The 22,386-nt window shown below is 49.1% G+C and carries 24 protein-coding genes and 1 other RNA gene; 19 read left to right on the forward strand and 6 right to left on the reverse strand.

The genetic code is table 11. The annotated features are described in order from the left end of the window. Nucleotides 1-9 precede the first annotated feature (9 nt). The 4 genes from LDO05_RS06715 to rnpB all read left to right on the forward strand — a co-directional run bounded on the left by LDO05_RS06715 (nucleotide 10) and on the right by rnpB (nucleotide 3,189). Nucleotides 10-834: a hypothetical protein gene (locus tag LDO05_RS06715; RefSeq protein WP_251378087.1), complete on the forward strand. Its 825-nt coding sequence runs from the start codon at nucleotides 10-12 to the stop codon at nucleotides 832-834. Next, the gene (locus LDO05_RS06720; protein ID WP_251378088.1) at nucleotides 831-1,592 is read left to right on the forward strand and encodes a tRNA (adenine(22)-N(1))-methyltransferase; all 762 of its coding nucleotides are present in this window, start codon (nucleotides 831-833) and stop codon (nucleotides 1,590-1,592) included. The genes LDO05_RS06715 and LDO05_RS06720 overlap by 4 nt, the downstream gene beginning before the upstream one ends. After that, nucleotides 1,568-2,683: a Nif3-like dinuclear metal center hexameric protein gene (locus LDO05_RS06725; protein WP_251378091.1), complete on the forward strand. Its 1,116-nt coding sequence runs from the start codon at nucleotides 1,568-1,570 to the stop codon at nucleotides 2,681-2,683. The genes LDO05_RS06720 and LDO05_RS06725 overlap by 25 nt, the downstream gene beginning before the upstream one ends. A gap of 95 nt (nucleotides 2,684-2,778) precedes the next feature. Continuing rightward, an RNA gene (rnpB, locus tag LDO05_RS06730) (RNase P RNA component class A) lies at nucleotides 2,779-3,189 on the forward strand. A gap of 72 nt (nucleotides 3,190-3,261) precedes the next feature. On the opposite strand, the gene LDO05_RS06735 is transcribed toward rnpB, so the two are convergent. Next, complete coding sequence (locus LDO05_RS06735) at nucleotides 3,262-5,148, reverse strand: S8 family peptidase (protein WP_251378092.1); 1,887 nt, start codon at nucleotides 5,146-5,148, stop codon at nucleotides 3,262-3,264. 267 nt (nucleotides 5,149-5,415) lie between these two features. On the opposite strand from LDO05_RS06735, the gene LDO05_RS06740 reads away from it, so the two are divergent. Both LDO05_RS06740 and LDO05_RS06745 read left to right on the forward strand, forming a co-directional pair. Beyond that, nucleotides 5,416-5,916 (forward strand): DUF3907 family protein, encoded by a 501-nt coding sequence (locus tag LDO05_RS06740; protein ID WP_251378093.1) that lies wholly within the window; start codon nucleotides 5,416-5,418, stop codon nucleotides 5,914-5,916. Nucleotides 5,917-6,047: 131 nt separating this feature from the next. After that, on the forward strand, nucleotides 6,048-6,281 hold the full coding sequence (locus tag LDO05_RS06745) for a DUF1540 domain-containing protein (protein ID WP_251378094.1): 234 nt from the start codon (nucleotides 6,048-6,050) through the stop codon (nucleotides 6,279-6,281). A 61-nt stretch (nucleotides 6,282-6,342) separates the two neighbouring features. On the opposite strand, the gene LDO05_RS06750 is transcribed toward LDO05_RS06745, so the two are convergent. Then, nucleotides 6,343-6,570, reverse strand: coding sequence for a hypothetical protein (locus LDO05_RS06750; protein WP_251378095.1), 228 nt, complete (start codon nucleotides 6,568-6,570; stop codon nucleotides 6,343-6,345). 7 nt (nucleotides 6,571-6,577) lie between these two features. Here LDO05_RS06750 and LDO05_RS06755 point away from each other — a divergent pair, with 7 nt between their 5' ends. The 4 genes from LDO05_RS06755 to thiI all read left to right on the forward strand — a co-directional run bounded on the left by LDO05_RS06755 (nucleotide 6,578) and on the right by thiI (nucleotide 10,311). Continuing rightward, a complete protein-coding gene (locus tag LDO05_RS06755; protein WP_251378096.1) occupies nucleotides 6,578-6,901 on the forward strand; it encodes a hypothetical protein in 324 nt (107 codons plus the stop codon). Between the two features lie 148 nt (nucleotides 6,902-7,049). Continuing rightward, the gene (locus LDO05_RS06760) at nucleotides 7,050-7,820 is read left to right on the forward strand and encodes a lytic transglycosylase domain-containing protein (protein ID WP_251378098.1); all 771 of its coding nucleotides are present in this window, start codon (nucleotides 7,050-7,052) and stop codon (nucleotides 7,818-7,820) included. A gap of 100 nt (nucleotides 7,821-7,920) precedes the next feature. Further along, complete coding sequence (locus LDO05_RS06765) at nucleotides 7,921-9,072, forward strand: cysteine desulfurase family protein (protein WP_251378099.1); 1,152 nt, start codon at nucleotides 7,921-7,923, stop codon at nucleotides 9,070-9,072. A 9-nt stretch (nucleotides 9,073-9,081) separates the two neighbouring features. Next, a complete protein-coding gene (gene thiI / locus LDO05_RS06770; protein ID WP_251378637.1) occupies nucleotides 9,082-10,311 on the forward strand; it encodes a tRNA uracil 4-sulfurtransferase ThiI in 1,230 nt (409 codons plus the stop codon). A 60-nt stretch (nucleotides 10,312-10,371) separates the two neighbouring features. Here the strand turns inward: thiI and LDO05_RS06775 are convergent, their stop codons facing one another. Then, on the reverse strand, nucleotides 10,372-11,076 hold the full coding sequence (locus LDO05_RS06775; protein WP_481857050.1) for a TerC family protein: 705 nt from the start codon (nucleotides 11,074-11,076) through the stop codon (nucleotides 10,372-10,374). A gap of 168 nt (nucleotides 11,077-11,244) precedes the next feature. Here LDO05_RS06775 and LDO05_RS06780 point away from each other — a divergent pair, with 168 nt between their 5' ends. The 6 genes from LDO05_RS06780 (at nucleotide 11,245) to LDO05_RS06805 (ending at nucleotide 16,366) form a co-directional block, all read left to right on the forward strand. Beyond that, nucleotides 11,245-11,904: a TerC family protein gene (locus LDO05_RS06780; protein ID WP_251378101.1), complete on the forward strand. Its 660-nt coding sequence runs from the start codon at nucleotides 11,245-11,247 to the stop codon at nucleotides 11,902-11,904. 173 nt (nucleotides 11,905-12,077) lie between these two features. Next, nucleotides 12,078-12,572 carry a hypothetical protein gene (locus LDO05_RS06785; protein ID WP_251378103.1) on the forward strand — a complete coding sequence of 165 codons (495 nt, stop codon included), beginning with the start codon at nucleotides 12,078-12,080 and terminating at the stop codon, nucleotides 12,570-12,572. A gap of 156 nt (nucleotides 12,573-12,728) precedes the next feature. Then, nucleotides 12,729-14,570, forward strand: coding sequence for a translational GTPase TypA (gene typA, locus LDO05_RS06790; RefSeq protein WP_251378104.1), 1,842 nt, complete (start codon nucleotides 12,729-12,731; stop codon nucleotides 14,568-14,570). A gap of 37 nt (nucleotides 14,571-14,607) precedes the next feature. Then, on the forward strand, nucleotides 14,608-14,919 hold the full coding sequence (locus LDO05_RS06795; RefSeq protein ID WP_251378105.1) for a YlaH-like family protein: 312 nt from the start codon (nucleotides 14,608-14,610) through the stop codon (nucleotides 14,917-14,919). Nucleotides 14,920-14,945: 26 nt separating this feature from the next. Next, nucleotides 14,946-16,001 (forward strand): LCP family protein, encoded by a 1,056-nt coding sequence (locus LDO05_RS06800; RefSeq protein WP_251378106.1) that lies wholly within the window; start codon nucleotides 14,946-14,948, stop codon nucleotides 15,999-16,001. Nucleotides 16,002-16,069: 68 nt separating this feature from the next. Next, nucleotides 16,070-16,366 (forward strand): hypothetical protein, encoded by a 297-nt coding sequence (locus tag LDO05_RS06805; RefSeq protein WP_251378107.1) that lies wholly within the window; start codon nucleotides 16,070-16,072, stop codon nucleotides 16,364-16,366. Here LDO05_RS06805 and LDO05_RS06810 read toward each other — a convergent pair. Beyond that, the gene (locus LDO05_RS06810) at nucleotides 16,349-17,029 is read right to left on the reverse strand and encodes a YhcN/YlaJ family sporulation lipoprotein (protein ID WP_251378108.1); all 681 of its coding nucleotides are present in this window, start codon (nucleotides 17,027-17,029) and stop codon (nucleotides 16,349-16,351) included. The genes LDO05_RS06805 and LDO05_RS06810 overlap by 18 nt on opposite strands. A gap of 111 nt (nucleotides 17,030-17,140) precedes the next feature. On the opposite strand from LDO05_RS06810, the gene LDO05_RS06815 reads away from it, so the two are divergent. Together LDO05_RS06815 and LDO05_RS06820 are read left to right on the forward strand one after the other, a co-directional pair. Next, nucleotides 17,141-18,472: a PhoH family protein gene (locus LDO05_RS06815; RefSeq protein WP_251378109.1), complete on the forward strand. Its 1,332-nt coding sequence runs from the start codon at nucleotides 17,141-17,143 to the stop codon at nucleotides 18,470-18,472. A gap of 146 nt (nucleotides 18,473-18,618) precedes the next feature. Continuing rightward, nucleotides 18,619-19,896: an extracellular solute-binding protein gene (locus LDO05_RS06820; protein ID WP_251378110.1), complete on the forward strand. Its 1,278-nt coding sequence runs from the start codon at nucleotides 18,619-18,621 to the stop codon at nucleotides 19,894-19,896. On the opposite strand, the gene LDO05_RS06825 is transcribed toward LDO05_RS06820, so the two are convergent. Continuing rightward, a complete protein-coding gene (locus tag LDO05_RS06825; protein ID WP_251378111.1) occupies nucleotides 19,893-20,975 on the reverse strand; it encodes a coiled-coil domain-containing protein in 1,083 nt (360 codons plus the stop codon). The two genes, LDO05_RS06820 and LDO05_RS06825, sit on opposite strands and share 4 nt — an antisense overlap. A gap of 153 nt (nucleotides 20,976-21,128) precedes the next feature. After that, entirely contained in the window at nucleotides 21,129-21,365 is a 237-nt protein-coding gene (locus LDO05_RS06830; protein ID WP_251378112.1) for a DUF2626 family protein, read from the reverse strand. Between the two features lie 295 nt (nucleotides 21,366-21,660). On the opposite strand from LDO05_RS06830, the gene LDO05_RS06835 reads away from it, so the two are divergent. Beyond that, entirely contained in the window at nucleotides 21,661-22,314 is a 654-nt protein-coding gene (locus LDO05_RS06835; protein WP_251378113.1) for an RsfA family transcriptional regulator, read from the forward strand. The last annotated feature ends 72 nt before the right edge of the window (nucleotides 22,315-22,386 follow it).

Below are 22,386 nucleotides of genomic sequence, written 5' to 3' on the forward strand. Positions count from 1 at the left end.
TTAGGACATTTGAATCCTGAACGACGTGAGATTATATTGAAAGAGATTGATTATTGGCGCACGAATCGGCTTCTTCCAGAACATTATTGTGACTTTCTTGAGAATCTGTACCATGAAGAAGAGATTCAAGCCTCCAAGAGGACCTTCTCTATAGGTGCAATCCAGCAGGGAAGCCTGCGGACTTGGCTTCTAGGTTTTGGAATTATATCCGTAATTTTCTTTATTGGTTTTTATTTTAGCCTTTTTCCATGGCCATTGCAAATGGCGATTGCTCTGCTTGTTACGTCCGTGTGCTATACCTATGCAGCCGTGATCAGACCGGATAGGAAGGTGAGGGCCCTGCTGCTAGCTTCGATTGGAAGCATTGTATTGCTTGGGCTTGGCGGCTGGATCTTGTGGCTTCAGGATTGGCTTACGGCTGGAGCCGTCGCCGGACTGATCGGGATATGCGGATTAATCTGGTGGCTTGCCGGTTACTTTCTTCACCTGGGAATTCTCAATTACTGCGGATTCGTATGCTTCCTGCTGCTGTATGGTGTAATGCTGGAGCGAATTCACCCGGAGGCCTCCTGGCTGATGATGCAGCTGTACTGGCTGCCGCTCAGTGTGGTGATGGTGTGGTTATGCTGGCTCTCCCATCATAGGGTTAAGCGGATTGCGCCGGTGTTTTTTGCGGTTGGAATTACGGTTTGGTTCATGCCGGAGGCGGATATGCTTCTAATGAGTGAGCATATTCCAAGCGGGATGGCTTTGTTATGCCTGCTCAAAATCGCTGCTGCGTTTGTTATTTTATATTTTCTTCGAAAAAAATGGATGGTGTGGGTGTCTAAATGAAACTATCAGCAAGATTACAACAAATATGCGATCAGCTGCTACCGGGCTGCCGGTTCGCGGATATTGGTTCTGATCATGCCATGCTGCCTGTAGCAGCGATCCTTAGTGGACAAGCGGATTCCGCGGTAGCGGGAGAGGTGAATGAAGGTCCATTTGAAGCTGCGAAGCGGCAGGTGGCACAATCGGGGCTTAACAGCAAAATTTCAGTTCGCAAAGGCAACGGGCTTGAGGTGATTGAGCCTGGTGAGGTAGAGGTCATCACCATAGCTGGAATGGGCGGAGCGCTCATTGTCTCGATTCTAAGCCAAGGGGTTGCCAAGCTTGATGGAGTGCGGCGGCTTGTTCTGCAGCCTAATGTCGGGGAAGATCTGGTTCGCAGGTGGCTGCTTGACCAGAACTGGTATTTGTCTGCTGAGCACATTCTTGAGGAAGATGGCAAGATCTATGAGATCCTGACGGCCGACAGGCGGGACGACGCGGCCTTGCTGAACCGTGAGCTGTACCAGGAACGGATTATCCCGGGATGCAGCCAGGTGCTGAATCAAGAACGACTGTTATTAATGGGACCAAGATTAAGTGAATCGCCTGCTCAAGTGTTTTTTGACAAGTGGGATTCGGAGATTTCCAAGCTGATGAAAGTTCGCAGTCAGATTGCTAAATCAGATCTTGAAGCTTCACGTGCGAAAGAGGAAGAGATGAGAGCGCAGATCGAAGCTTGGAAGGAGGTTCTATCATGTATGCAAAAGGCCAGACCGTAATTCAATTGATGGAGCAGCTGGCTCCCAAGCATGTAGCTGTACCCGATGACAAGATTGGCCTGCAGCTTGGCAGCCTGCAGAAAGAGATCAAGAACATCCTGGTGACCTTGGATGTGACGGATGAGGTTGTTCAGGAAGCGATCACGCATAAGACAGATCTCATTATCGCTCATCATGCCATTATCTTCCGTCCTCTTGCCCAGCTGCAGACAGATACACCTGCAGGGCGCCTATATGAGAAGCTGATCAAGAACGATATCGCAGTCTACATCAGTCATACGAATCTGGATGTGACTGAAGGCGGGATCAACGATTGGATGGCGGAGGCGCTTGGTATTGAGGCCTCAGATTCACTTGAAAATGTGCATACGGACCACTTATTCAAGCTTGTCGTATTTGTTCCCAAGACTCATCATAAGCAGGTTCTGGATGCGGTGTTGAATGCCGGAGCTGGGGCAATCGGCAACTACAGCCACTGCAGCTTTAATATTGAGGGCTACGGCACCTTTGTTCCGCAGGAAGGGACCCATCCTTTTATCGGTGAACAAGGCAAGATGGAGCGTGCTGAAGAGATCCGAATTGAAACGATCGTGCCAAGCAGTATTCGAAGTAAGGTAATCGGCGCCATGCTTAAGGCCCATCCGTATGAAGAGGTCGCTTATGACCTGTATTCGATGGACTTGAAGGGAAGAACGTTGGGATTAGGCAGAACGGGCAAGCTTCTCGAGCCTGTCCTCCTGAAAGAATTTGTAGATCGGGTGAAGAAGGGGCTGCAGGTTGATCACGTAAGGGTCGTGGGCGATTTGAACCGGACGATTAAGAAAGCGGCTGTACTTGGCGGCTCTGGGGGCCGCTACTGGAAGCAGGCTCAGTTCCGCGGTGCTGATGTGCTCGTGACTGGCGATGTCGATTTCCACACCGCCCAAGACGCGCTTGCGGCCGGAATTGCCATCATTGATCCGGGGCATCATGCCGAGAAGATCATGAAGGAGAAGGTGGCTGGCTGGCTGAGGGAGAAGCTAGGTGAGTCCAAGTACAGCACCGAGGTTCATGCATCCCGAATAGATACCGAACCTTTTCAATTCATGTAAATTATAAGTAGGGAAATTGGCATTATGCGCTAATGGAACCTGTTTTTTAGGGTTGTGCGGGTCGTGAAATGCCTGTATACTAGATCAAGTCATGGAAAGTTCGACAGACAATCGCCGGCAAGCTCGTCTTGCGGGAGGAAAGTCCGGGCTCCACAGGGCAGGATGCTGGATAACGTCCAGTCGGCGCGAGCCGAAGGATAGTGCCACAGAAATGGACCGCCGATGGCCGTTCTCTAGGGGACGGATCAGGCAAGGATGGAACCGAGGTGTAAGAGACCCCGAGGAGCGTTGGTGACTTCGTTCCTGGTAAACCCCATCTGGAGCAAGACCTAATGGGACGCAGTCCCCTTCTGGGGGACAGCCTTTGCCCGAGGCGCGTCTAGGTTGGTCGCTTGAGCTGTGCAGCAATGTATGGCCTAGATAGATGATTGTCGCTTGTAGTGGGAGGGTAGTTCCCGTACGTACCACCAAAGAGCACAGAACCCGGCTTACGTCTAACTTTCCTCAACTAACAAGAAGCCCCGATCCATTAGCAGATCAATGATGATTTGCTCGTGGATCGGGGCTTCTTTGTGTGGTTAGGGCTGGACTCTTCGCTGCTTAAGCTTGTTGATCTCATCCTGGATGTGCTGCGGCCACAGCTGAAGCGGAGACATGCCGCCGCCCGCTGCCTGCAGCGCAGCGAGAACATCGATCTGGCCGAAGCCATAATATTTGTCCCGGCCGGTCTCCCCAAGATCAATGACGTTCTTGCGAATGATATCCATAACCTCTGTATTCCGCAGATCCGGATTGATGGAGCGGACTAATGCTGCCAAGGCCGCGACATGGGGGCTCGCCATGGATGTGCCGGAGAGTGCCGCATATTGGTTATGTGGATAGGTGCTCGCAATGCTTTCACCCGGAGCCATGACTTCAATGTAATTGCCATAATTGGAGAACGAAGCTTTATTCATATTCGAGTCGGTGGCTGACACGGACAGAACCTCCGGATAAGCTGCGGGGTAACCCGGCCTCTCGGTGTTGTCATTCCCCGTTGCAGCGATAATTACGACATCCTTGTTATAGGCATACTTGATGGCATCGTGCAGGAACTGCGCATCCGCGTAGTTGCCTAGGCTCAGGTTAATGACTTTGGCTCCATGATCAGCCGCCCAGATGATCCCTTGAGCAACGGAATAGGTTGTGCCTGAACCCGAAGAATCCAGCGCTTTGACAGGAAGGACCTTGTTCCCCCAGGTCATTCCGGCAATTCCCTCGTTGTTATTAACCTGAGCGGATATGATTCCGGCTACATGTGTACCGTGACCGACATCATCCATCGGCTTGCTGCTTGGGGAGATAGTATTATAACCGGGAAGAAGGCGTCCCTTCAAATCCGGGTGATCGAGATCAACTCCGGTATCCACTACAGCAACAACGACATCACTCTTGCCTTTCGTCAGCTTCCACCCCCTTGTGGTCTCAATGATGGGCAGATTCCATTGATATTCGGAGTAGAGGAGATCGTTAGGAGCCTCCGTAGTCTCCTCCAAGGTTCCATCCTGGGGAGCAGTCTCATTGGTCAAATATAGATAATGCGGCTCCACAAATTTAGGATTCCATTTGGAATGGAAATAAGCTTGAAGCTGGCTCATGCTTTTTCCGCTGGCGTGAAAAATGTAAGTATTGTTGATTTTTTGATACGGGATAATGCTGTTCAGGTCCTTGCGAATCTGCTTCAATGCAGCCCGTGTAGGAGGCTTGTGAAATGTGACCACAACCTCATTCTCGTAATAATGGCTTGCATTTTCGTTGTCCTGTCCGGTTTTGACGGTTGTATCCATTAGCGTATCCGGGTGGAAGGATTCCATCTTGTACCGGCCTTCTTTGGGGTACGGAATCAGCCTGAGATTTTTGTGCTGGTGGTTCTTCACTTTCCCCAGAATATCGAGGCTGAAGAGGGCGATAACTCCCTGCTCCCCTTTCTTGGCAGGTTCACCAGCTACAAAATACTTGGGGTCTCCGGCTGGAAATCCGGGCGATTCATAGGGCTGATTCCGGTTCAGGGATCTTTTGGCTAACTGAAAATAGGACTTGGCCAGCTGATCCTCCTTGCTCCCCGGTGTAAAGGCAGGGTGCCGGAATTCCTGTTCATGGCTGCTGTCAATCCAAATGAGTGACAAAAGGTGCTGGTGATCGTCCTGAAGCTTGCGGATGTACGCACTGTTCATATGCTCAGGAGCCTGCTCCAGCTTGTGACGCAGCACTTTAAGGTGCTGCCTGGCATCATGGCGGACAAGGCGGTCTGTAGCGGCCATATCTCTGTGGAGCAGAAGCTGCTTTAGCTGTTGTTCCTGACGAGGGCCAATGGATTCTGATGGTCTTGCCTCATTGCGTACGGGAGTTTTGGCTAGGAACATGGTTACGGCAAAAATAGCAGCGGTTGCTGCTAAGCCCGCAGCTATCCATTTGCGTGTTGACATGGTTTAGAAAGTCCTCCTTAAATGACATAAATGTACCACCGGATATATGTAGCTATAGCGTTAGAAACGGCCCCTTTTTTTATACCGGGTGCAGGTACGTGTATTCAGGTGAAAATGATGGAAATCCATGAAAATTCAAGTGATCCGGGACAAGAAAGGATACCGCTTTCAATGGTTTTGTGATACTATAATTTAGAATACAGTGACTCATGCTGTGTCCGCTGTACCTATTGCTCTTGCTTGACAGAACGGAAGGAGAACAGTTTTATGCCTGAAACCAATGTCCAACAATTATGCGAATCCGCCAAAGAGAAGCTAATGATTGCCATTCCTAAGCTGGAACAGTTTTTGAACGAATATTCACTTATACAGCTCGCTCCTGAACAAGATGAGGAATCAGTTCATTTCTCCAAAGGATTCTTGACGGACCTGCGTCATCTTCTGGTTAATTCAGAAGCTGTGTATGAGAAATTGGGTGTTGTGCTTCGGCGGGCTAACTTCGACAAAGAAGCCGCAGAGAAGGTGCTGTACAGCGTATACCATGATGCTGTGAACAGTTTTTTCTATCCAAAGAACGAAAGTTACTCTGAAGATGGACGTTATGCTTATACCGGACAAGATGCAATTCGTTTCCGCAAAAAGCCAGTTCGCGCTGCACGTGACATTATTCTGGATGTAACCAAAGTATATGAAGATCTCCGTGATGAACTCACATTTTATGAAAGTGATTATCTGACCCAACGCCGTATGCAGAAAGCGAATGCTTAGGGGACAGAATTATAAATACGCAGTGACCCGAAGATACCTGTTCATGGTATCTTTTTTTTGCTTTGAATTGACAGATGGCGTTCTGTATAGGGGACTGGCCCTGGGGAGAAAATGTACTTGAGGTGATAAACATGCCAAATGGCGAGAAGCCCATAGTGAAATGCAGTGTCTCCAACTGTCATTATTGGGGTGAGAAAAACATCTGCAAAGCCGACTTGATCATGATTGATATTGACCAGCATGCGGCTGCAAGCTACCGCGAGGAATATGCAGGGGAGTCGTTCGACTCAGAGCATCAGGATGCTGCCCGTTCCTCCGCGTCTACCTGCTGCCACACGTTCAAGCCAAAGTCGAAGTCATCCTAGACTGACCATTTCAAGCGGAGGTGTACACGATGAGCGAATATCCAAGAGACATCCAAGATGATCAGCAGTCAACATCCTTGACATCATCAACACCGACAACATCAACATCATCAACATCATCAGTGCCGTCAACGAATTCAACGCACTCAACATCATCAGTATCTTCAACGCATTCAACGCCATCCAGATCGGCATCATCAACAGATTCTTCGCAGTCCACATCGGCAGTATCATCAGCACCGTCGTCGCAATCCACATCATCCAGATATGGGACAACCGGCCAATTCAACAGCCGTGTGGATTATCCGCGCAGAACTTATCAAGAGGAGTATGCCTCAGAAGTGACGCCAGGTGTATCTTACACAGGAGCACGGACTGGGCAAGGTGAGAACACTACAGGGTCATCAACAGAATCCACATCCGGACAGACTGCGGGATACGTGGGTGTAGCGCTGGGGATCGCCTCGCTCTTCATATGGTCCATCATCCTGGGGCCGATTGCCGCTATTCTGGGGTTCTACGCCTACAGCCAGGGGAAAAGAACTTCTGGCGCCTGGGCTGCAGGACTCGGCATCATCGCTACACTTAGTTATTTCGTGCTGATTCCATTCACACGCTAAAGAAATCATTGTTACTCTCAATATTTAACAGGCCCTGTCCGATATAAAGGACAGGGCCTGTTTTTTTCGCCAAACTACTGGTTATCATCCTAACAGGCGTGTACAATAACAAAAGTACGACTTGGACACAGAAGAGGAGCTACTTTACATGCAAATAGATCCGCGTACCGCCAAGCAGCTGATTGAATTTCAGCTTATGAGCGGAATCGATTTACAGGGTACTGCCCTTCAGAATACTACATCTACAGGCGGAAGCAACTCCGCTTTTAATATGGTGCTTCAGCAGCTTATGCAGTCCGATTCAGCCTCGGCTTCGGAGAATGAATATTCCTCGGCTGTGAGTCTGGGACAGACCATTAATGTCAATGGCCAGCTTTGGCAGCTTATACAAGCAAATACAGAAGGAACTACAGACGTATCTTCAGTCTCGGCGGACTCCAGCCATGGAGTGCAGCCTGCACCCGTGCTTACGCGGGACCATAGTGCGGATCACAAATCCAGACCGACGGATTACAATGACCTGATCAGCAAGGCGAGCCGGGATTATGGGGTGCCTGAGTCCTTGATCAAGGCAGTTATTGATACTGAATCCTCCTTCAATCCCAATTCAGTTTCCTCCGCGGGAGCCAAGGGCTTAATGCAATTAATGGACGGCACAGCCCGGGGGCTGGGAGTCAGCAATTCCTTTGATCCGGCCCAGAATATCGATGGAGGCACCAAATATATTTCTTATCAGCTCAAACGCTATGACGGCAATTTAAGCACGGCCATGGCCGCTTATAATGCGGGACCTGGCACCTTGAGGAAGCTGGGCATCTCCAATGATAAGGAACTGATGGAGAAGCTTCACCTACTCCCTGTGGAGACACAGAAATATGTAACCAAAATCGACCGGGCCCGTGCCAAGTACGAGGTTTAAGAAAATCATGTTGGAGCGTTCCGCTTAAGCGGGGCGCTTTTTTGCCGCTTTTCAGCGCTGACGGCAAATCTGTTACAATGGGATGAGGAGGGGAATGTAGATGTATTACTTTGACCACGCCGCAACAACCCCGCCAAGCGATGAAGTGATCCGGACTGTGAATGAAGTGATGGCAAGGCATTATGGCAACCCGTCATCGCTTCATCGCCTGGGAGAAGACAGCGATAAATTGCTGAGGAGATCACGGGAAGTCTGCGCGGCTTCACTTGGCGTTGAGAGCGCCGAGATTATTTTTACGTCAGGAGCAACAGAGAGCAATAACCTGGCGCTCAAGGGAGCGGCATTACAATATAAAAGCAGGGGTAATCACATTATTACCACCGAGATTGAGCATCCTTCCGTATATGAATGTGCCAAGCAGCTTCAGCTATTGGGCTTTGAAATGACCTTTCTGCCTGTTAATGGGGAGGGTACTGTGGACGCGGAGCAAGTTATGGATGCGGTACGGCCGGAGACCATCCTGGTCTCGATCATGCACGTGAACAATGAGATAGGCAGTATCCAGCCAATTGAGGATATAGGCCTCCGCCTTAAAGCCGAACATCCTAAAGTGCTGCTGCACGTGGATGGCGTTCAGGGATATGGAAAGGTTCCCTTATCTCTAAAGGAGAGCGGGATCGATATGTACAGCCTGTCTGCGCACAAGATCAGGGGTCCCAAGGGCACGGGCCTCTTATATGTGCGGGAAGGCGTGTCGCTATTCCCGCTGCTGGCAGGCGGCGGGCAGGAGAGAGGGCTGCGCTCGGGTACCGAGAATGTGCCGGGCCTGGTAGGGATGGCGAAGGCGGTTCGCCTTGCGGGCGAAGGCGTGCAATCCAGATCGGATCAGCTGCGAGCTCTTCGCAATCGGTTCATTGAAGGAATAGCCCGTATTCCAGAGGTATCCCTGAATTCAGCGCCAACTGGCGGAGCCCCGCATATCATTAGCTTTTCCGTTCCGGGGATGAAAGCCGAAGCGCTGCTTCATATGCTGGAGGAAGATGGCTTTATGGTGTCCACGAAATCGGCCTGTTCATCCAAAGCGGCAGAGCCCAGCCGTGTTCTTCTAGCCATGGGAGCCGGGAAGGCTGCGGCTGCAAGCGGAATTCGGGTTAGTCTTGGTGAAGAGCATAACGGGGACCATATTGATTTGCTGCTCATCTCTTTGAATAAAGCGGTGAACAGGCTTCGTCATTTGAAAGGTGGACTTTAATTATCAATGATGACTTATGATTTATTACTCATGCGTTTTGGCGAAATGGCCATTAAAGGCAAGAACCGCAAGCGGTTCGAGAAAGCCGCCTTGGCTCACGTACAGACTATACTCGAGTCTTTCCCCCGGGCTTCGGTCCGCAAGGAATATGGGAGATTCTATATTATACTTGGCGGAGAATCCGCTTCTGCGCTTATTCGGGAGCTTAAGAAGGTATTCGGCATTGCATCCATTAGTCCGGTAATTGCCGTAGCCTCTGACCTAACGAACATCCTTCAGGCGGCCGTATCCTATATGAGCCAGCAGTCCTTCCCAGAAGGTACAACTTTCAAAGTCAACGCCCGGAGAGTCTGGAAGGACTTTCCCCACTCCTCACATGAGGTGAATAGATTGGTAAGCGGCCCGATCCTGCGGGAGCTTGCTTCACTCAAGGTGGATGTTCATCATCCACAGATTGAGCTTAGGGTCGAGATCCGGGAGGATCAGACGTATCTCTTCAGTGAGGTTATCCCTGGGGCCGGTGGGTATCCACTTGGCACGAACGGCAAAGCGATGCTCTTGTTATCAGGTGGCATTGACAGTCCGGTAGCTGGATGGTCCGCTATGCGCAGAGGGCTTGAGATTGAATGTGTCCATTTCCACAGCTATCCATTCACAAGCAAGAAGGCTGAGGAGAAGGTCATTCGCTTGGCCCATACCTTGTCTGCTTACTCCGGTGAGGTCAAGCTGCATTTGGTTCCATTTACAGAAGTACAGACCCTGCTGACCAAGGCGAAGCAGGATAGTCTGATGATTACGTTAATGCGGAGAGCGATGCTGAGAATTGCTTCCGCGTTGGCGGAGCAAAGTGGAGCCCTTGCTCTGGTCACAGGCGATAGCCTCGGACAGGTGGCGAGTCAGACTCTGCCCAGCATGAATGTGATTGGCAGGGCCACGGAGCTTCCTTTGCTGAGGCCTCTAATTATGATGGACAAGCCTGATATTATACAGCTCTCCAAGGAGATTGGAACTTATGACTTATCCATTCTGCCTTATGAGGACTGCTGCAGCCTATTTGTTCCGAAGTCGCCATCGACAAATCCGAATCTCAGAATCATACAGAAGATCGAAGCGACTTCACCTGAGCTTACTCAGGAGATAGAGACTGCGATTGCGGGAACAAAAACGATGGTGCTTCGTCCAGGTGTACAGCCAGTATTTGATGAAGCTGATGAAGTAATAAAGGCAGATTGGTTCTAGATACAAAGAAAAGGAGCTTTCCGCAAAGGGGAGCTCCTTTTTCTTTGTGCTGCCGGATTCTCAAGAGTGGGTTGCAGGATCCGGGTGATTCTTCTTCCCGCCCTCACGCTGATTCTGCTTCTTCTTGAGATGTCCTAGGAGAAGCACAGCTGCAACAACGGCAATGATGAAGACAAGGCTTAACACAGGCTTGTCCCCAAATAGAGCAGCTAGCTTGGGCTCAGTCGTAATCATATGAGACGCAGTATAAGCAAGAACGGCTGCGCCTACATAAGCGATCCAGGGAAAGGAATTAAGCAGCTTAATGAATAGTGTACTGCCCCACACGACAATCGGCACACTGATCAGGAGTCCAATGACTACCAGAATCATATGCTGTCCTGAAGCGCCAGCCACCGCAATGACATTGTCGAGTCCCATGGCCGCATCTGCTATAACAATGGTACGAACAGCGGGCCAAAGAGAGCTTTCGGCTTTGATTGAGTCATGGTCTCCATCATCGGTCAGCACTTTGTACGAGATATAGATCAGAAGCGCTCCGCCAATGGCCAGGAGCCAAGGGATATTCAGCAGCCATACTACAACCAGGGTTGCAAGTATCCGGAGCAGAACTGCACCGGCAGTTCCATAGAAAATAGCTTTCTTCTGCACAGGAGGCGGTAGCCTTCTTGCGGCCATCCCGATGACAATGGCATTATCCCCTGCCAGAATCAAATCGATAAAAATGATGTTAATCAATGAGACAAAAAACGCTGCGCTGAACATTTCCAACTTAGGTCACTTCCTTCGGTGTGTATATACGTATTAATTAACCAAAACGTTGCATTTGGCAAGTCCTATTCGCATGAGGTGATAAAATAACATCCAATCCCTTAGTGTACCTAAGGAATAGCTTGGCTGCTCCATGCATAAGTAAGTAAGGGAGGGATGTCCGTGGAATCGCTGGTGCTGCTGGGAGAAATACTTATGATTAACCTGGTGTTAAGCGGCGATAACGCCGTTGTTATTGCACTTGCAAGCAAGAATCTGCCGCTGAATCAAAGGAAGCAAGCCGTGTGGCTAGGCGCTCTGGGAGCCGTGCTGCTTAGAATTATTTTGACCTGGGTTGCTGTTATACTGCTTCAAATCCCCCTTATTCAAGGGATTGGCGGCATTATGCTGCTCTACATAGCCTTCAAGCTGCTGCTTGAGCATGAGGATGAATCCTCGGTGCGAGGAGCGACCACACTCTGGAAGTCAATCCAGACGATCCTTGCGGCTGATTTCATCATGAGCTTAGATAATGTTCTAGCTATTGCTGCGCTTGCGAACGGGGACTTGTCCATCCTCGTTATCGGAATTGCGCTCAGCATTCCCATCGTAGTATGGGGAAGTAATCTGATTGCCGATTGGCTGCGCAGATATCCGCTGCTGGTCTATTTAGGTGCAGGAATTCTTGCGTATACAGCCGGGAAAATGCTGCTTCATGACCCTAAAGTGGGATCCCTGCTCGTGTCCAGTATTCCGGCAATGGCCAACCTCATTCCCGTCTTCCTTGCAGGCATTGTGGTTATGGCGGGCTGGCTCAAGAAATATAATCAGAACAGAGCTTAATATTTGTCTAAATTCAGGCCGGCATCCGCCGGTCTTTTTGCCTTATATTGCATAATGGACAAGGGAGGAGAGTGGAATTTTCTGTATTTTTCATTTAAAATAAGAAGCAAGAGCATGTCGCTTATTGCAGCGGCTTGTCTTTATAAGTACTTTTTTGGAAGGTGAGTGATGGAATGTCGGAGAACAATAAGCTGGTTACCGGGATATTTATTCTAGCGGCGGGTATTGTTATTCTTCTGGGGAAATGGGGAGTATTCAGCTTCCTGGGCTTTACGCTTTGGCCGTTAATATTTCTAGTCCCGGGCATTCTTCTTCATCTGCTGTTCTTCACGGGAAGAAGCTCTGCCGTTCTGCTCGTTCCAGGCGGAACTCTCACCGTATATGGAATTTTATTCTTCATTCTTAATTTCTCGGCTTCCGGAATGCTCGCCCATCTATGGCCATTGTTCATTCTCGGAATCGCGGTTGGATTGTTCGAATATGACATGCTTGCGTTCCCAAGACCGGCTGGCGTATTCCTGATTGCAGTTGTTCTTACGGCAATTACGGTCGTGATCTATGGTATCACCCTATTGTCGATCTCCATCATCTATCTGTTTGCACTTCTGCTCATTGTCGGCGGGGTCTGGTTAATTGTCGCCCGGGGAAAAAGCAGACGCGGCTGGTGATCGAATGGAAGTTCTTGAATTATCCGCGATATCGCGTATAATATAAGGGATATGTCAAGCGTCGGCCTTAATAGATCCGGCGCTTATTTTGATGATTAACTTTTTCCAGTGGAGAAAGAACATTAAATAGAACCAGAAGGGATATGGAGAACAACCATGCATTCTAGAAATCAGATTCGTAACATCGCAATTATTGCCCACGTCGACCACGGCAAAACAACGCTAGTCGATAAGCTTCTTCAACAATCCGGTATTTTCCGGGAGCATGAAGCCTTGCAGGAGCGCGCCATGGACTCCAATGATTTGGAGAGAGAACGCGGGATTACCATTTTGGCCAAGAATACGGCCATCACTTACAAAGACTATTTGATTAACATTATGGATACGCCGGGTCACGCCGACTTTGGTGGTGAAGTTGAGCGTATCATGAAGATGGTTGATGGCGTTCTGCTTGTCGTTGACGCTTATGAAGGCTGTATGCCACAGACTAAATTCGTGCTGCGCAAAGCCCTTGAATCCAACCTTACCCCAATCGTTGTCGTGAACAAGATTGACCGTCCTGCCGCACGTCCAGCTGAAGTTATTGATGAAGTACTGGATTTGTTCATTGAGCTTGGAGCCAATGATGATCAGCTGGAATTCCCAGTCGTATACGCATCTGCCTTGAACGGTACATCCAGCCTGGATGCCGAGAAGCAAGATGACAACATGCTTGCTTTGTATGAGACTATTATTGAGCATATCCCGTCACCAACCGAGGATGTTGAACAGCCGCTTCAATTCCTGGTTACCTTGATGGATTACAATGAATATCTTGGACGTATCGCGATTGGCCGTGTGAACCGCGGAATTATCAGTCAAGGCCAGCAGGTCGCAGTGATGACCCGGGATGGAAGCAAGAAGATGGCCCGTATCGAGAAGCTGTTCGGATTCCAGGGGCTTCGCCGCATAGAGATAGAAGAAGCTGGCGCGGGGGATATCGTTGCGATTGCAGGTATTAAGGATATTAATATCGGTGAGACGATCGCTGATCCGAACAATCCGGAAGCTCTTCCTGTTCTTAAGATTGACGAGCCAACACTGCAAATGACGTTCCTCGTGAACAACAGTCCATTTGCCGGCCGTGAGGGGAAATGGGTGACATCCCGTAAGATCCGTGAACGTCTGATGAAAGAGCTTGAGACTGACGTAAGCTTGCGTGTAGAAGAAACGGACAGCCCGGATGTATTTGTCGTATCTGGTCGTGGTGAGCTTCACCTGGGTATTCTTATCGAGAATATGCGCCGGGAAGGCTATGAGCTTCAAGTGTCCAAACCTGAAGTTATTGTCAGAGAAATTGATGGGGCAAAAATGGAACCGATTGAACGCCTGATGATCGACGTGCCAGAAGAAAGTATGGGCGCTGTCATGGAGAGTCTCGGTTCACGCAAAGCCGAAATGGTGAACATGATCAACACGGGCAGCGGACAAGTTCGTCTTGAGTTCCTGATTCCGGCACGCGGCCTGATCGGGTACCGCACACACTTCCTGACACTGACCCGTGGCTACGGGGTTATGAACCATGCATTCGACAGCTACGGACCACTTCATGGCGGTCAAGTTGGCGGACGTCACGAAGGAGTGCTCGTATCCAGCGAGAATGGCGTATCCACACTTTACGGAATCTTGTCCATTGAGGACCGCGGCATTCTGTTCGTTGAGCCGGGCGCAGAAATTTACGAGGGTATGATCGTTGGCGAGCATACACGTGATAACGATATTGTCGTGAACATTTGCAAAGAAAAAGCGGTTAACAACATCCGTTCTGCGAACAAAGAAGAAACCGTGAAGATGAAGACGCCGCGCTTGATGTCACTTGAGCAGGCTCTGGAATATCTTAATGATGACGAATTTTGTGAGATCACACCGAAATCTGTGCGGATCCGTAAGAAGATCTTGAACAAGAGCGAACGCGAACGTGCGGAGAAGCACCGCAAGAACGCGCAAGCCAATCTGTAACACACAAGCTGTTAGGGCTTAGTGAGGAGGGCGTTCCATGCAGGACTGGCTTTCACATCATCCGTACATTGCTTTTGTGATTATCTTTGTACTGGTGGCCTATGTGTATAATAAGGTGTTCCGTGCGCAGCAGAAGCTGCCGCTCTGGAAAGAAGCGATACTTTATGTGTTAATGGCGATGGGTTCCTTCATGTTGATGGTTTTTCAAATCGACAAGCTTCCGATTATCCAGTGCCTGCTGGTCGCTGTCGGCCTCATGCTCATGGTGCGGATCCGCTACTTTGTTGAAGCTCGTCAGAAGAAGAAACAGAATAAGGTCCCTCCTGCTGAAAAAGCGGGAAGACTATAACTGATAGGAAAAAGGTGTAAAGATTCATGAATCCTAGAACCAGTGGTCTTCCTCCCCGAGAGGGAGGCCAAAAGAAGAAAACAGGTCGCCCTCAGGGCGGCAAGAAGAAGGCGCGTAAAGGAAGGGCTTTCCTGAAGTTCCTGCTTACGCTTGTCATTCTGGCACTGCTTGTTGTTGGTGGATATTTCGGTTTTCTGTACTGGAAAGTCAATCAGGTAATTGATACAGCTGGCAATTCAAATCCCGTGCCTGCTGAGAGATCCGCCAAGGTGAAGCCGTTATCTGTGCTGCTTATGGGAACGGACTATCGCCCTGAGACGGGAACCCATCTGACAGACGTCATGATGGTGATCGCCTTCAACCCGGAGACGAAGTCCGCAACGATCGTCTCTCTGCCTCGTGATACCCGCTTCAAGGCAAAGGGGTATGGAACAGGCAAGATCAATTCGTTCTATCCGAACATTCTGTCTGAGACGAAAGATCCGGTCCAGGCAGGCGATACGATGAAGAAGCTGATGGGGGATTACTTCGATCTCGAGCTTGACTATGTGACCGTGCTTAACTTCCAAGGCTTCCGCGATGTCGTCGATGCGCTTAAAGGTGTCGATGTGACCGTGGATATGAATATGTGCTACCGGGATAAAGCAGACGGAACGGATATTAATCTGAAGAAGGGTCCTGCTCATCTGGATGGCAAGGAAGCTCTGGATTATGTGCGTTACCGTAAGTCCAACTGTAAGCCAAAGACCAAAGGGTCGGATGACTTCGACCGGAACCGTCGTCAGAATGAAGTGCTGCATGCTCTAATTGATAAAGCGAAGTCTTTCAATGGAGTTGTGGGTGCTGCTGATGTCATTGAAGCGGTGGGTAAGAACATGGATACAGACTTTGAGTCTGAGCAGCTTAAGGATATGATTGCCACGTACTGGAATATATCCAAGGAGAATGTGCACTTCATGCCGGTTACAGGTGAGTGGAAGAGTCCTTATGTATATATTAATGATGACCAGCTCACTAAAGCCAAGAAAGCCCTTCAGGATGAAATGGCGGGCAGAGCAGCAACACAGGCAGTTACCAATTGAATGCAAGTTTTGCCTCGTGGTATAATATAATTAAGTAGATCGATTCAACTGTACGGGAGGCTGGCCGCATGTCAGAAGCTGTCGCGCAATTATATGAATCCTTACATGTTGTACTCAAGGCTCCTGGCCAGGTACTGTCGTCAGGTCTGATCGATCAACTGACTGATTTAGGTGAGCAGGATAAGGCAGAGAACTGTGCGCTTGCTTATGCGCATCAGGCTTCTTATGCCGTAGGCATGGCTGAAATGAATAAGAGTGCTGCAGACCTGCCGTACGGACAAGTGTGCAGCTATGTAGAAAAGCCCAGTGAGAACTCTCACCGGGCTTTTCTGTTCAGTTGGGACAATCTATGGCGAAGGGGTTGAAGGAGCCTTTTGACTCTTTTTCTTGGAGTGGACAGAAGGATTATGGTTCTGTAATTGAGATGGTTCTCCTGTGTCTCTGCCGGCCGGCTCTGGTGCGGCAGCAGGCGGGTTAACATCTCTTGGCATTTGCGGAATAATTCGACCGATAATATCGGAAAGTTCGTTGCCGAATCCAGATAGAGGATGTCCTTGGCGCACACTCTGACTAATATCTGAGATCCGGTGTGACAAATCGATATCCGCCGTTACGATCGCGTTTTTCCCATGCGGGTCCTTGCGCAGCGCTTCTGCTGCAGAGTATTTGATGGTACCTACTCGGGATCGATCCAGGTTCGCATCAACGTCGAGTCCCACTACGGCTGTATCTCCGATCAGGACACAGGATGCATTTCTGACTCCGGGAACCCGCTTGACAAGGGACTCCAAATGAGCCTGCAAAGACTCCTGACCCGGCTGCCCTTGCTCCTGATCCTGCTGGTTCTGTTGGTTATATTGGTTCTGTCCCGCTATATCTTGATCTGATCTACCAGCTTCGTCATTGCTTAATATGCGCGGTGTACTTCCCTTTTGACTCTGAGGAGAGGGTGATGCATGGTTATTAGCTGCAGTTCCACAGCTTGATAGCAGTAATGCCGTTAATATTAGACACAGCCATGTTCGCATGAATGTTCATTCCTTTCGGGTAATCTCTATCGTAGTGTTAGACTACCCGGGCCGGAGATAAATATGTATGTGAATGATAAGGCTGCAAAGACCGCGGTGGAGGGGATAGCTATGAAGAAAATATTTGTCCTGGATACGAATGTGTTGCTGCACGACCCCAATGCGATTTTTGCTTTCGAAGAACATGAGGTAGTGATTCCTGCTGTTGTGCTGGAGGAGATTGATTCCAAGAAACGGAATCCGGAAGAAATCGGTAGAAATGCCCGCGTTGTATCGCGGTTACTTGATGGGCTCCGGGAGAAGGGACATCTGCACAATGGGATTGAACTTGACCAGGGTGGAAGGCTGAAGGTTGAACTTAACCATAGAAGCTTTGTCAAGGTACAGGAAATGTTCGGTGAAGTAACGAATGATAATCGCATTCTGGCTGTTGCGTTAAATTACCATTTGGAGGAACTTGAGACTGCCAGCCCAAGGTCTGTCGTACTGGTTAGCAAAGATGTGCTTGTGCGGATCAAGGCGGATGTGCTGGGATTGACTACCCAGGACTATCTGTCTGACCGGACGGCGGGACCAGGCGATCTATATTCAGGCTATTCAAATATTAAAGTTCATCCTTCGGTCATAGATGAGTTCTATACCCACCGTTCTCTCCAGATTAAGCCGCTCGGCTTTAATTTTTCATTATATCCGCATGAATTTGTGATTCTCAAGGATGAGATGGGAAGCGGCAAATCGGCACTGCTCAAAGTGAACGAAGATGTTACTCAACTGGAGCCATTATACATGAGCAATGAACCGGTATGGGGAATCAGTGCGCGGAATGCCCAGCAGCGGATGGCACTTGAGCTTCTGCTGAACGATGACATTCCTCTGGTTACCATTACAGGCAAGGCGGGAACCGGCAAGACTCTGCTGGCTCTCGCGGCAGGGCTTCTGAAGACGGAAGACGAACACAAATATAAAAAGCTGTTAATCGCGCGTCCTGTAGTACCTATGGGAAAAGATATCGGTTACCTTCCAGGAGAGAAGGACGAGAAGCTGCGGCCTTGGATGCAGCCGATCTACGATAACCTGGAGTACCTTTTTGATACCAAGAAGTCCGGCGATATTGATAAAATATTGATGGGACTCGGGAGCATTCAGGTTGAAGCCCTCACTTATATCCGGGGCAGATCGATTCCTGGGCAATTCATCATCATCGATGAAGCTCAGAATTTATCCCGCCATGAGGTGAAGACCATTGTCTCCCGGGTTGGAGAAGGCAGCAAGATCGTTCTAATGGGTGATCCGGAACAAATTGATCATCCTTATCTGGATTCGGTCAGCAATGGACTCTCTTATTTGGTCGAACGCTTCCAACAGGAAGGGATCAGCGGCCATATTACACTCGAAAAAGGAGAGCGTTCCAAGCTGGCGCAGGTTGCTGCCGATCTGTTATAGTCATGAAGAACCGCCGCTGCTTAGGATCAGCGGCGGTTTGTTTTACATAGGCAAGAAGTAGATTGCGATAAATAGGGACAAAGACGCAGGGAATTTGTTACAATAATAGGAGGAAGTAATTTTGGGGACGAGAGGGAGATCAGGTTGTGAAGCACAAAAACCAATGGGTGCTTTTTGCCGTCCTGCTGTTGGCCTTAATCAGCCTGTCTCCTGGTGAGGATTCTGCACTGACCCGGTCTGATCGGCAGGAGGGGGCCAGCTATGCTCCTCAGCCCAAGCCAAGGACTGAGAAAGAGGCGGGCAGGATTAAGGTTGCCGCATCTATGGCGCCCGATGAATTTAATCGTCTGAATCAAATAAATCAAGCCTTTATGAAAGAGCATCGTGTACAAGTAGAGCTTGTTAATATACCCGAGAAAGATGCATACCACAGCTTTAAGAGCAGCATGGAGATGGGAGAAGCCCCTGATGTTCTGCTTCTGGACAATGCCTGGATACGGGAGTTCGCCTCCTCGGGCTTTCTGCTGCCTGTTGAAGCTTATAATTCGGGACAGGCGGGTGCCGATTCGCTGAGCACTTCACTCAGTCAGACGACTTGGAACGGTTATGTATGGGGGGTGCCGAAGGACTATGATCCCTATGTTGTTGTCTATCATCCGGCAAGGCTTCAGGAACTGGGTTATACCCAGCTTCCCAAGAGCTCAGGCGAATGGTCGGCGCTTATCGGAAGCTTCAACAAGAACAAGCATATCCCTTACCTGGCTGCATTAGACCCGAGTGATGCCTATGCGGCGATCTCGCTATTGTGGAGAATGGGTGCAGATCAGGACAATGGTAAGAATCACGACTTCCGGCTGACATCTGATATGAGGGCGGCCTTCTTGCGAATCCAGGAGATGAAATCCAAGTTCTATGTGTCGGCAGGAGATGAGGCCGGAGAAGAGCGTATCTGGAAGCGGCTGGAGCGGGGAGAGATTCTTTTCTATGTAACCAAAGCGTCCGCATTTGGTGAGAAGCTAAGACCAGGGCTGAAGATGGAGCAGCCTTCGCAGGAGCGCGGTGTGCCCATGTTATGGCTTGAAGGAAGAAGCTTCTGCTTATCTGCGCAGAGCAGGAATGCGAAGACCGCGAATGCCTGGATTTCGGAGATCACTTCGTCCAGACAGCAGGCGGCCGCCTACCGCGAGGGAGGCAAGCTTCCAACCTTGAAGACTCTATACAATCAGCCTGATCTCAAAGGAATAGGGGAATGGGTCTCTGCCATTCAAGATAGAGGCCGGGTAGGCATTGTACCGGTTGATGCCAGATTGCCGGCATACCTTAACAAGTTATCTTCTGATGCCGCGAAGTATTTAGCAGGCACCGGAAGTCTGAAATCTTTTATGGCCTCATTTGAACATATCGGTCACGCAGCTCGCCCCTAGAGGGCGAGCTTTAATTTTATAACAAGAAGTCCCTGTTGCAGTGTAACTTCGCTGGCTTCCACCAGAGGGATGATTAATTTAGGATAGAATCCAAGGTCGAAATCGTCCTCAAGCTCCTGACGGGTGGTGTCAGGCAGTTGGAGTCCGTTGAAAATTAATTGGTCCACATGGAACCGGATAGAGTTCTGCGGCTCATTCTCAATGGTATAGTGACCTTCAACCCTTAGCTGCAACGAGCCTTGCTGCCCCTCTGCAATAATCTTGCCGTCTTCAAACGTGAAGGCGAATTGATTGAATATTTCGTTCTCGGCCCTGAGGAACGTGTTCAGATCTTCCTGCTTGATCGAGATCGTATAGTTGGTACCCGAAGCCGTAATGCTGTTCCCGTTATTCTTCAAGAATTCGGGCAGATTGACCATAGCTTCAGCCAATGCCTTGAAATGGCGTCTAACCTCAAATAGACCGACGTTATTCCAGTAGGCATTCATCTCTTCCATAAGCGCTTTGAGTTTCTCTGCCTCGGAGCTGCCTTTGAGCGAGCTGTTCACACTTGCCTGAAGATCCATAACGCGATCACGCTGAAGCAGCAGGTTATGCTTGAGCTCTGTAAGCTCGGCGAGTAATTGATTCTGCTTGTCTCTGGTATCCGCAAGGCTTCGATAGGCCTTCTGATAGTCATCCAGGATCTCATGATCCCTCTCAAATATCATATCAATAATGTCCAGTACGGAGATGAAATCACCGATGCTCTCAGTAGACAGAAGTGCTCCAAGCAAATCCTCTCTCTCGCCCATATAGTAGGCACGAATGCGTTCATCAGTCTGGGATTGCCTGGCCGAGATCTCTGCCTGCTTGGAATCAAGTTCCCCGGAGAGCACGTCCAGCTTGGACTCGGCCTCCGCCTCCAGTTGTTCCGTCTTCTTGATCTCCCGGTCGATCTCTACGATAGACAGGCTCTTCTCCAGAAGCTTCCGAGTCTCCTCAGATATAGGATCTTCCGCATAAATACGGCCTGGAAAGAGAATAAGAGCGGTGCATAGTATGAGAAGGATGCAGCTAAATATACAACGGCGTAACAATGAAATCCTCTCCTTAATTAACTTCCATGCGAACTAGCTTCATGCAGCATATATGATTATATGTTAATCCCATTCATAATAGATGAACTTTAACGAGAAAAGGTGATCCGGCAACAGCCGAATCACCTTTAGTTGGTTGAGGACCTAGCCGATTTATAGCGGCAGGCCCATCTTGAATACCGTCCAATAGCTAAAGCCGGTAAATGTGACGATCATGTATCCCCAGAAGAGCAGAATATATGTTCTCTCCGTGAATTTCAAATATCCGAAAATAACAAAAAAAGCAGTTTGCAAGAAGAACAGCAGGGCCATTTCAATCAAGTTGCCGGCAAAAGCCATAAGCCCGATGGCTAATGTGAAGAAACCAAGCACCCGGAACATGCGTGCCATGATTTATCCCCCTTTCGTATGTATGTAAGCGACCTCATTTAATTAACTACATTATACCCGGAATGAATGGGTGTGTAAACGAGAAGTGTGATTAAATAAGAGTTTGTCTTATCAGGCTCATAAGGTATGACAAGCTAGATTTTTGGAAATACATTTTAGTATCAAATAGATTCTATGAACTCTACGAGAGGCATAGGAATGAATTAAGCAGCTTTTTTACCTTATTCAACTACCGGGGTAAGCCGGGTTAATGAAGACGGTTATATCAGGATGTCGTTAGGAGGGTTCGTATCGCATGACAGCAGTAAGACAGGATGCATGGAGCGCAGAGGATGACTTGATTTTGGCCGAGGTCACGCTGCGCCATATTCGTGAGGGAAGCACACAGCTTACCGCATTTGAGGAGGTTGGGGAGAAGATTGCCAGGACCCCTGCCGCTTGCGGATTTAGATGGAACAGCTGTGTCCGTAAAAAATATGAAGCCGCTATTCAAATTGCGAAAGCACAGCGCCAAAAAAGAAACTATTTGAAAAAACAATCTCCACTAATGGGTGGAGGCAGTATGGCATCCCTTGCATCGGTAGATCTGGAAGAAGGACTGTACAAGAGTGAAGGCGTTACCGAAGAGACCCTTTCTATCGATGCGGTGATTCGTTTCTTGAGACAATGGAAGAACACAGTTCAAGAAAGCAGCCGTCATATGAGATCTTTGGAGAAGAAAATCCGGGATAAGGAAGAAGAGCTAGCGTCGTTAAGAGAAGAGAATCGGAGATTGTCTCTACAAGTAAATGAAGTGCAGACAGACTACCGGGTAGTCAATGACGATTATAAGGCGTTGATTCAGATCATGGACCGCGCGCGCCGTCTTGCATTTCTCAATGAGGAAGATGAGGAATCGAAATCCCGCTTCAAAATGGATGCGAATGGAAATCTTGAGCGTATTGAATAGCGCAGGTGTGTTATAGAATAGAATGTATTCCCGGCCTTTAGGTCGGGGATTTTTTTATGGTATAAAGATATA

Source organism: Paenibacillus sp. YPG26, assembly GCF_023704175.1.
Lineage (GTDB): Bacteria > Bacillota > Bacilli > Paenibacillales > Paenibacillaceae > Fontibacillus.

Excerpts from the sequence above, each read along its gene's own strand:
- LDO05_RS06795 (WP_251378105.1), top strand. The coding sequence starts at position 14,608 with ATGCAGGACTGGCTTTCACATCATCCGTACATTGCTTTTGTGATTATC.
- thiI (WP_251378637.1), top strand. The coding sequence starts at position 9,082 with ATGACTTATGATTTATTACTCATGCGTTTTGGCGAAATGGCCATTAAA.
- LDO05_RS06805 (WP_251378107.1), top strand. The coding sequence starts at position 16,070 with ATGTCAGAAGCTGTCGCGCAATTATATGAATCCTTACATGTTGTACTC.
- LDO05_RS06775 (WP_481857050.1), bottom strand. The coding sequence starts at position 11,076 with ATGTTCAGCGCAGCGTTTTTTGTCTCATTGATTAACATCATTTTTATC.
- LDO05_RS06765 (WP_251378099.1), top strand. The coding sequence starts at position 7,921 with ATGTATTACTTTGACCACGCCGCAACAACCCCGCCAAGCGATGAAGTG.
- LDO05_RS06745 (WP_251378094.1), top strand. The coding sequence starts at position 6,048 with ATGCCAAATGGCGAGAAGCCCATAGTGAAATGCAGTGTCTCCAACTGT.
- LDO05_RS06800 (WP_251378106.1), top strand. The coding sequence starts at position 14,946 with ATGAATCCTAGAACCAGTGGTCTTCCTCCCCGAGAGGGAGGCCAAAAG.
- LDO05_RS06725 (WP_251378091.1), top strand. The coding sequence starts at position 1,568 with ATGTATGCAAAAGGCCAGACCGTAATTCAATTGATGGAGCAGCTGGCT.
- LDO05_RS06810 (WP_251378108.1), bottom strand. The coding sequence starts at position 17,029 with ATGCGAACATGGCTGTGTCTAATATTAACGGCATTACTGCTATCAAGC.
- LDO05_RS06720 (WP_251378088.1), top strand. The coding sequence starts at position 831 with ATGAAACTATCAGCAAGATTACAACAAATATGCGATCAGCTGCTACCG.
- LDO05_RS06735 (WP_251378092.1), bottom strand. The coding sequence starts at position 5,148 with ATGTCAACACGCAAATGGATAGCTGCGGGCTTAGCAGCAACCGCTGCT.
- LDO05_RS06740 (WP_251378093.1), top strand. The coding sequence starts at position 5,416 with ATGCCTGAAACCAATGTCCAACAATTATGCGAATCCGCCAAAGAGAAG.
- LDO05_RS06830 (WP_251378112.1), bottom strand. The coding sequence starts at position 21,365 with ATGGCACGCATGTTCCGGGTGCTTGGTTTCTTCACATTAGCCATCGGG.
- LDO05_RS06760 (WP_251378098.1), top strand. The coding sequence starts at position 7,050 with ATGCAAATAGATCCGCGTACCGCCAAGCAGCTGATTGAATTTCAGCTT.
- LDO05_RS06815 (WP_251378109.1), top strand. The coding sequence starts at position 17,141 with ATGAAGAAAATATTTGTCCTGGATACGAATGTGTTGCTGCACGACCCC.
- LDO05_RS06835 (WP_251378113.1), top strand. The coding sequence starts at position 21,661 with ATGACAGCAGTAAGACAGGATGCATGGAGCGCAGAGGATGACTTGATT.
- LDO05_RS06785 (WP_251378103.1), top strand. The coding sequence starts at position 12,078 with ATGTCGGAGAACAATAAGCTGGTTACCGGGATATTTATTCTAGCGGCG.
- typA (WP_251378104.1), top strand. The coding sequence starts at position 12,729 with ATGCATTCTAGAAATCAGATTCGTAACATCGCAATTATTGCCCACGTC.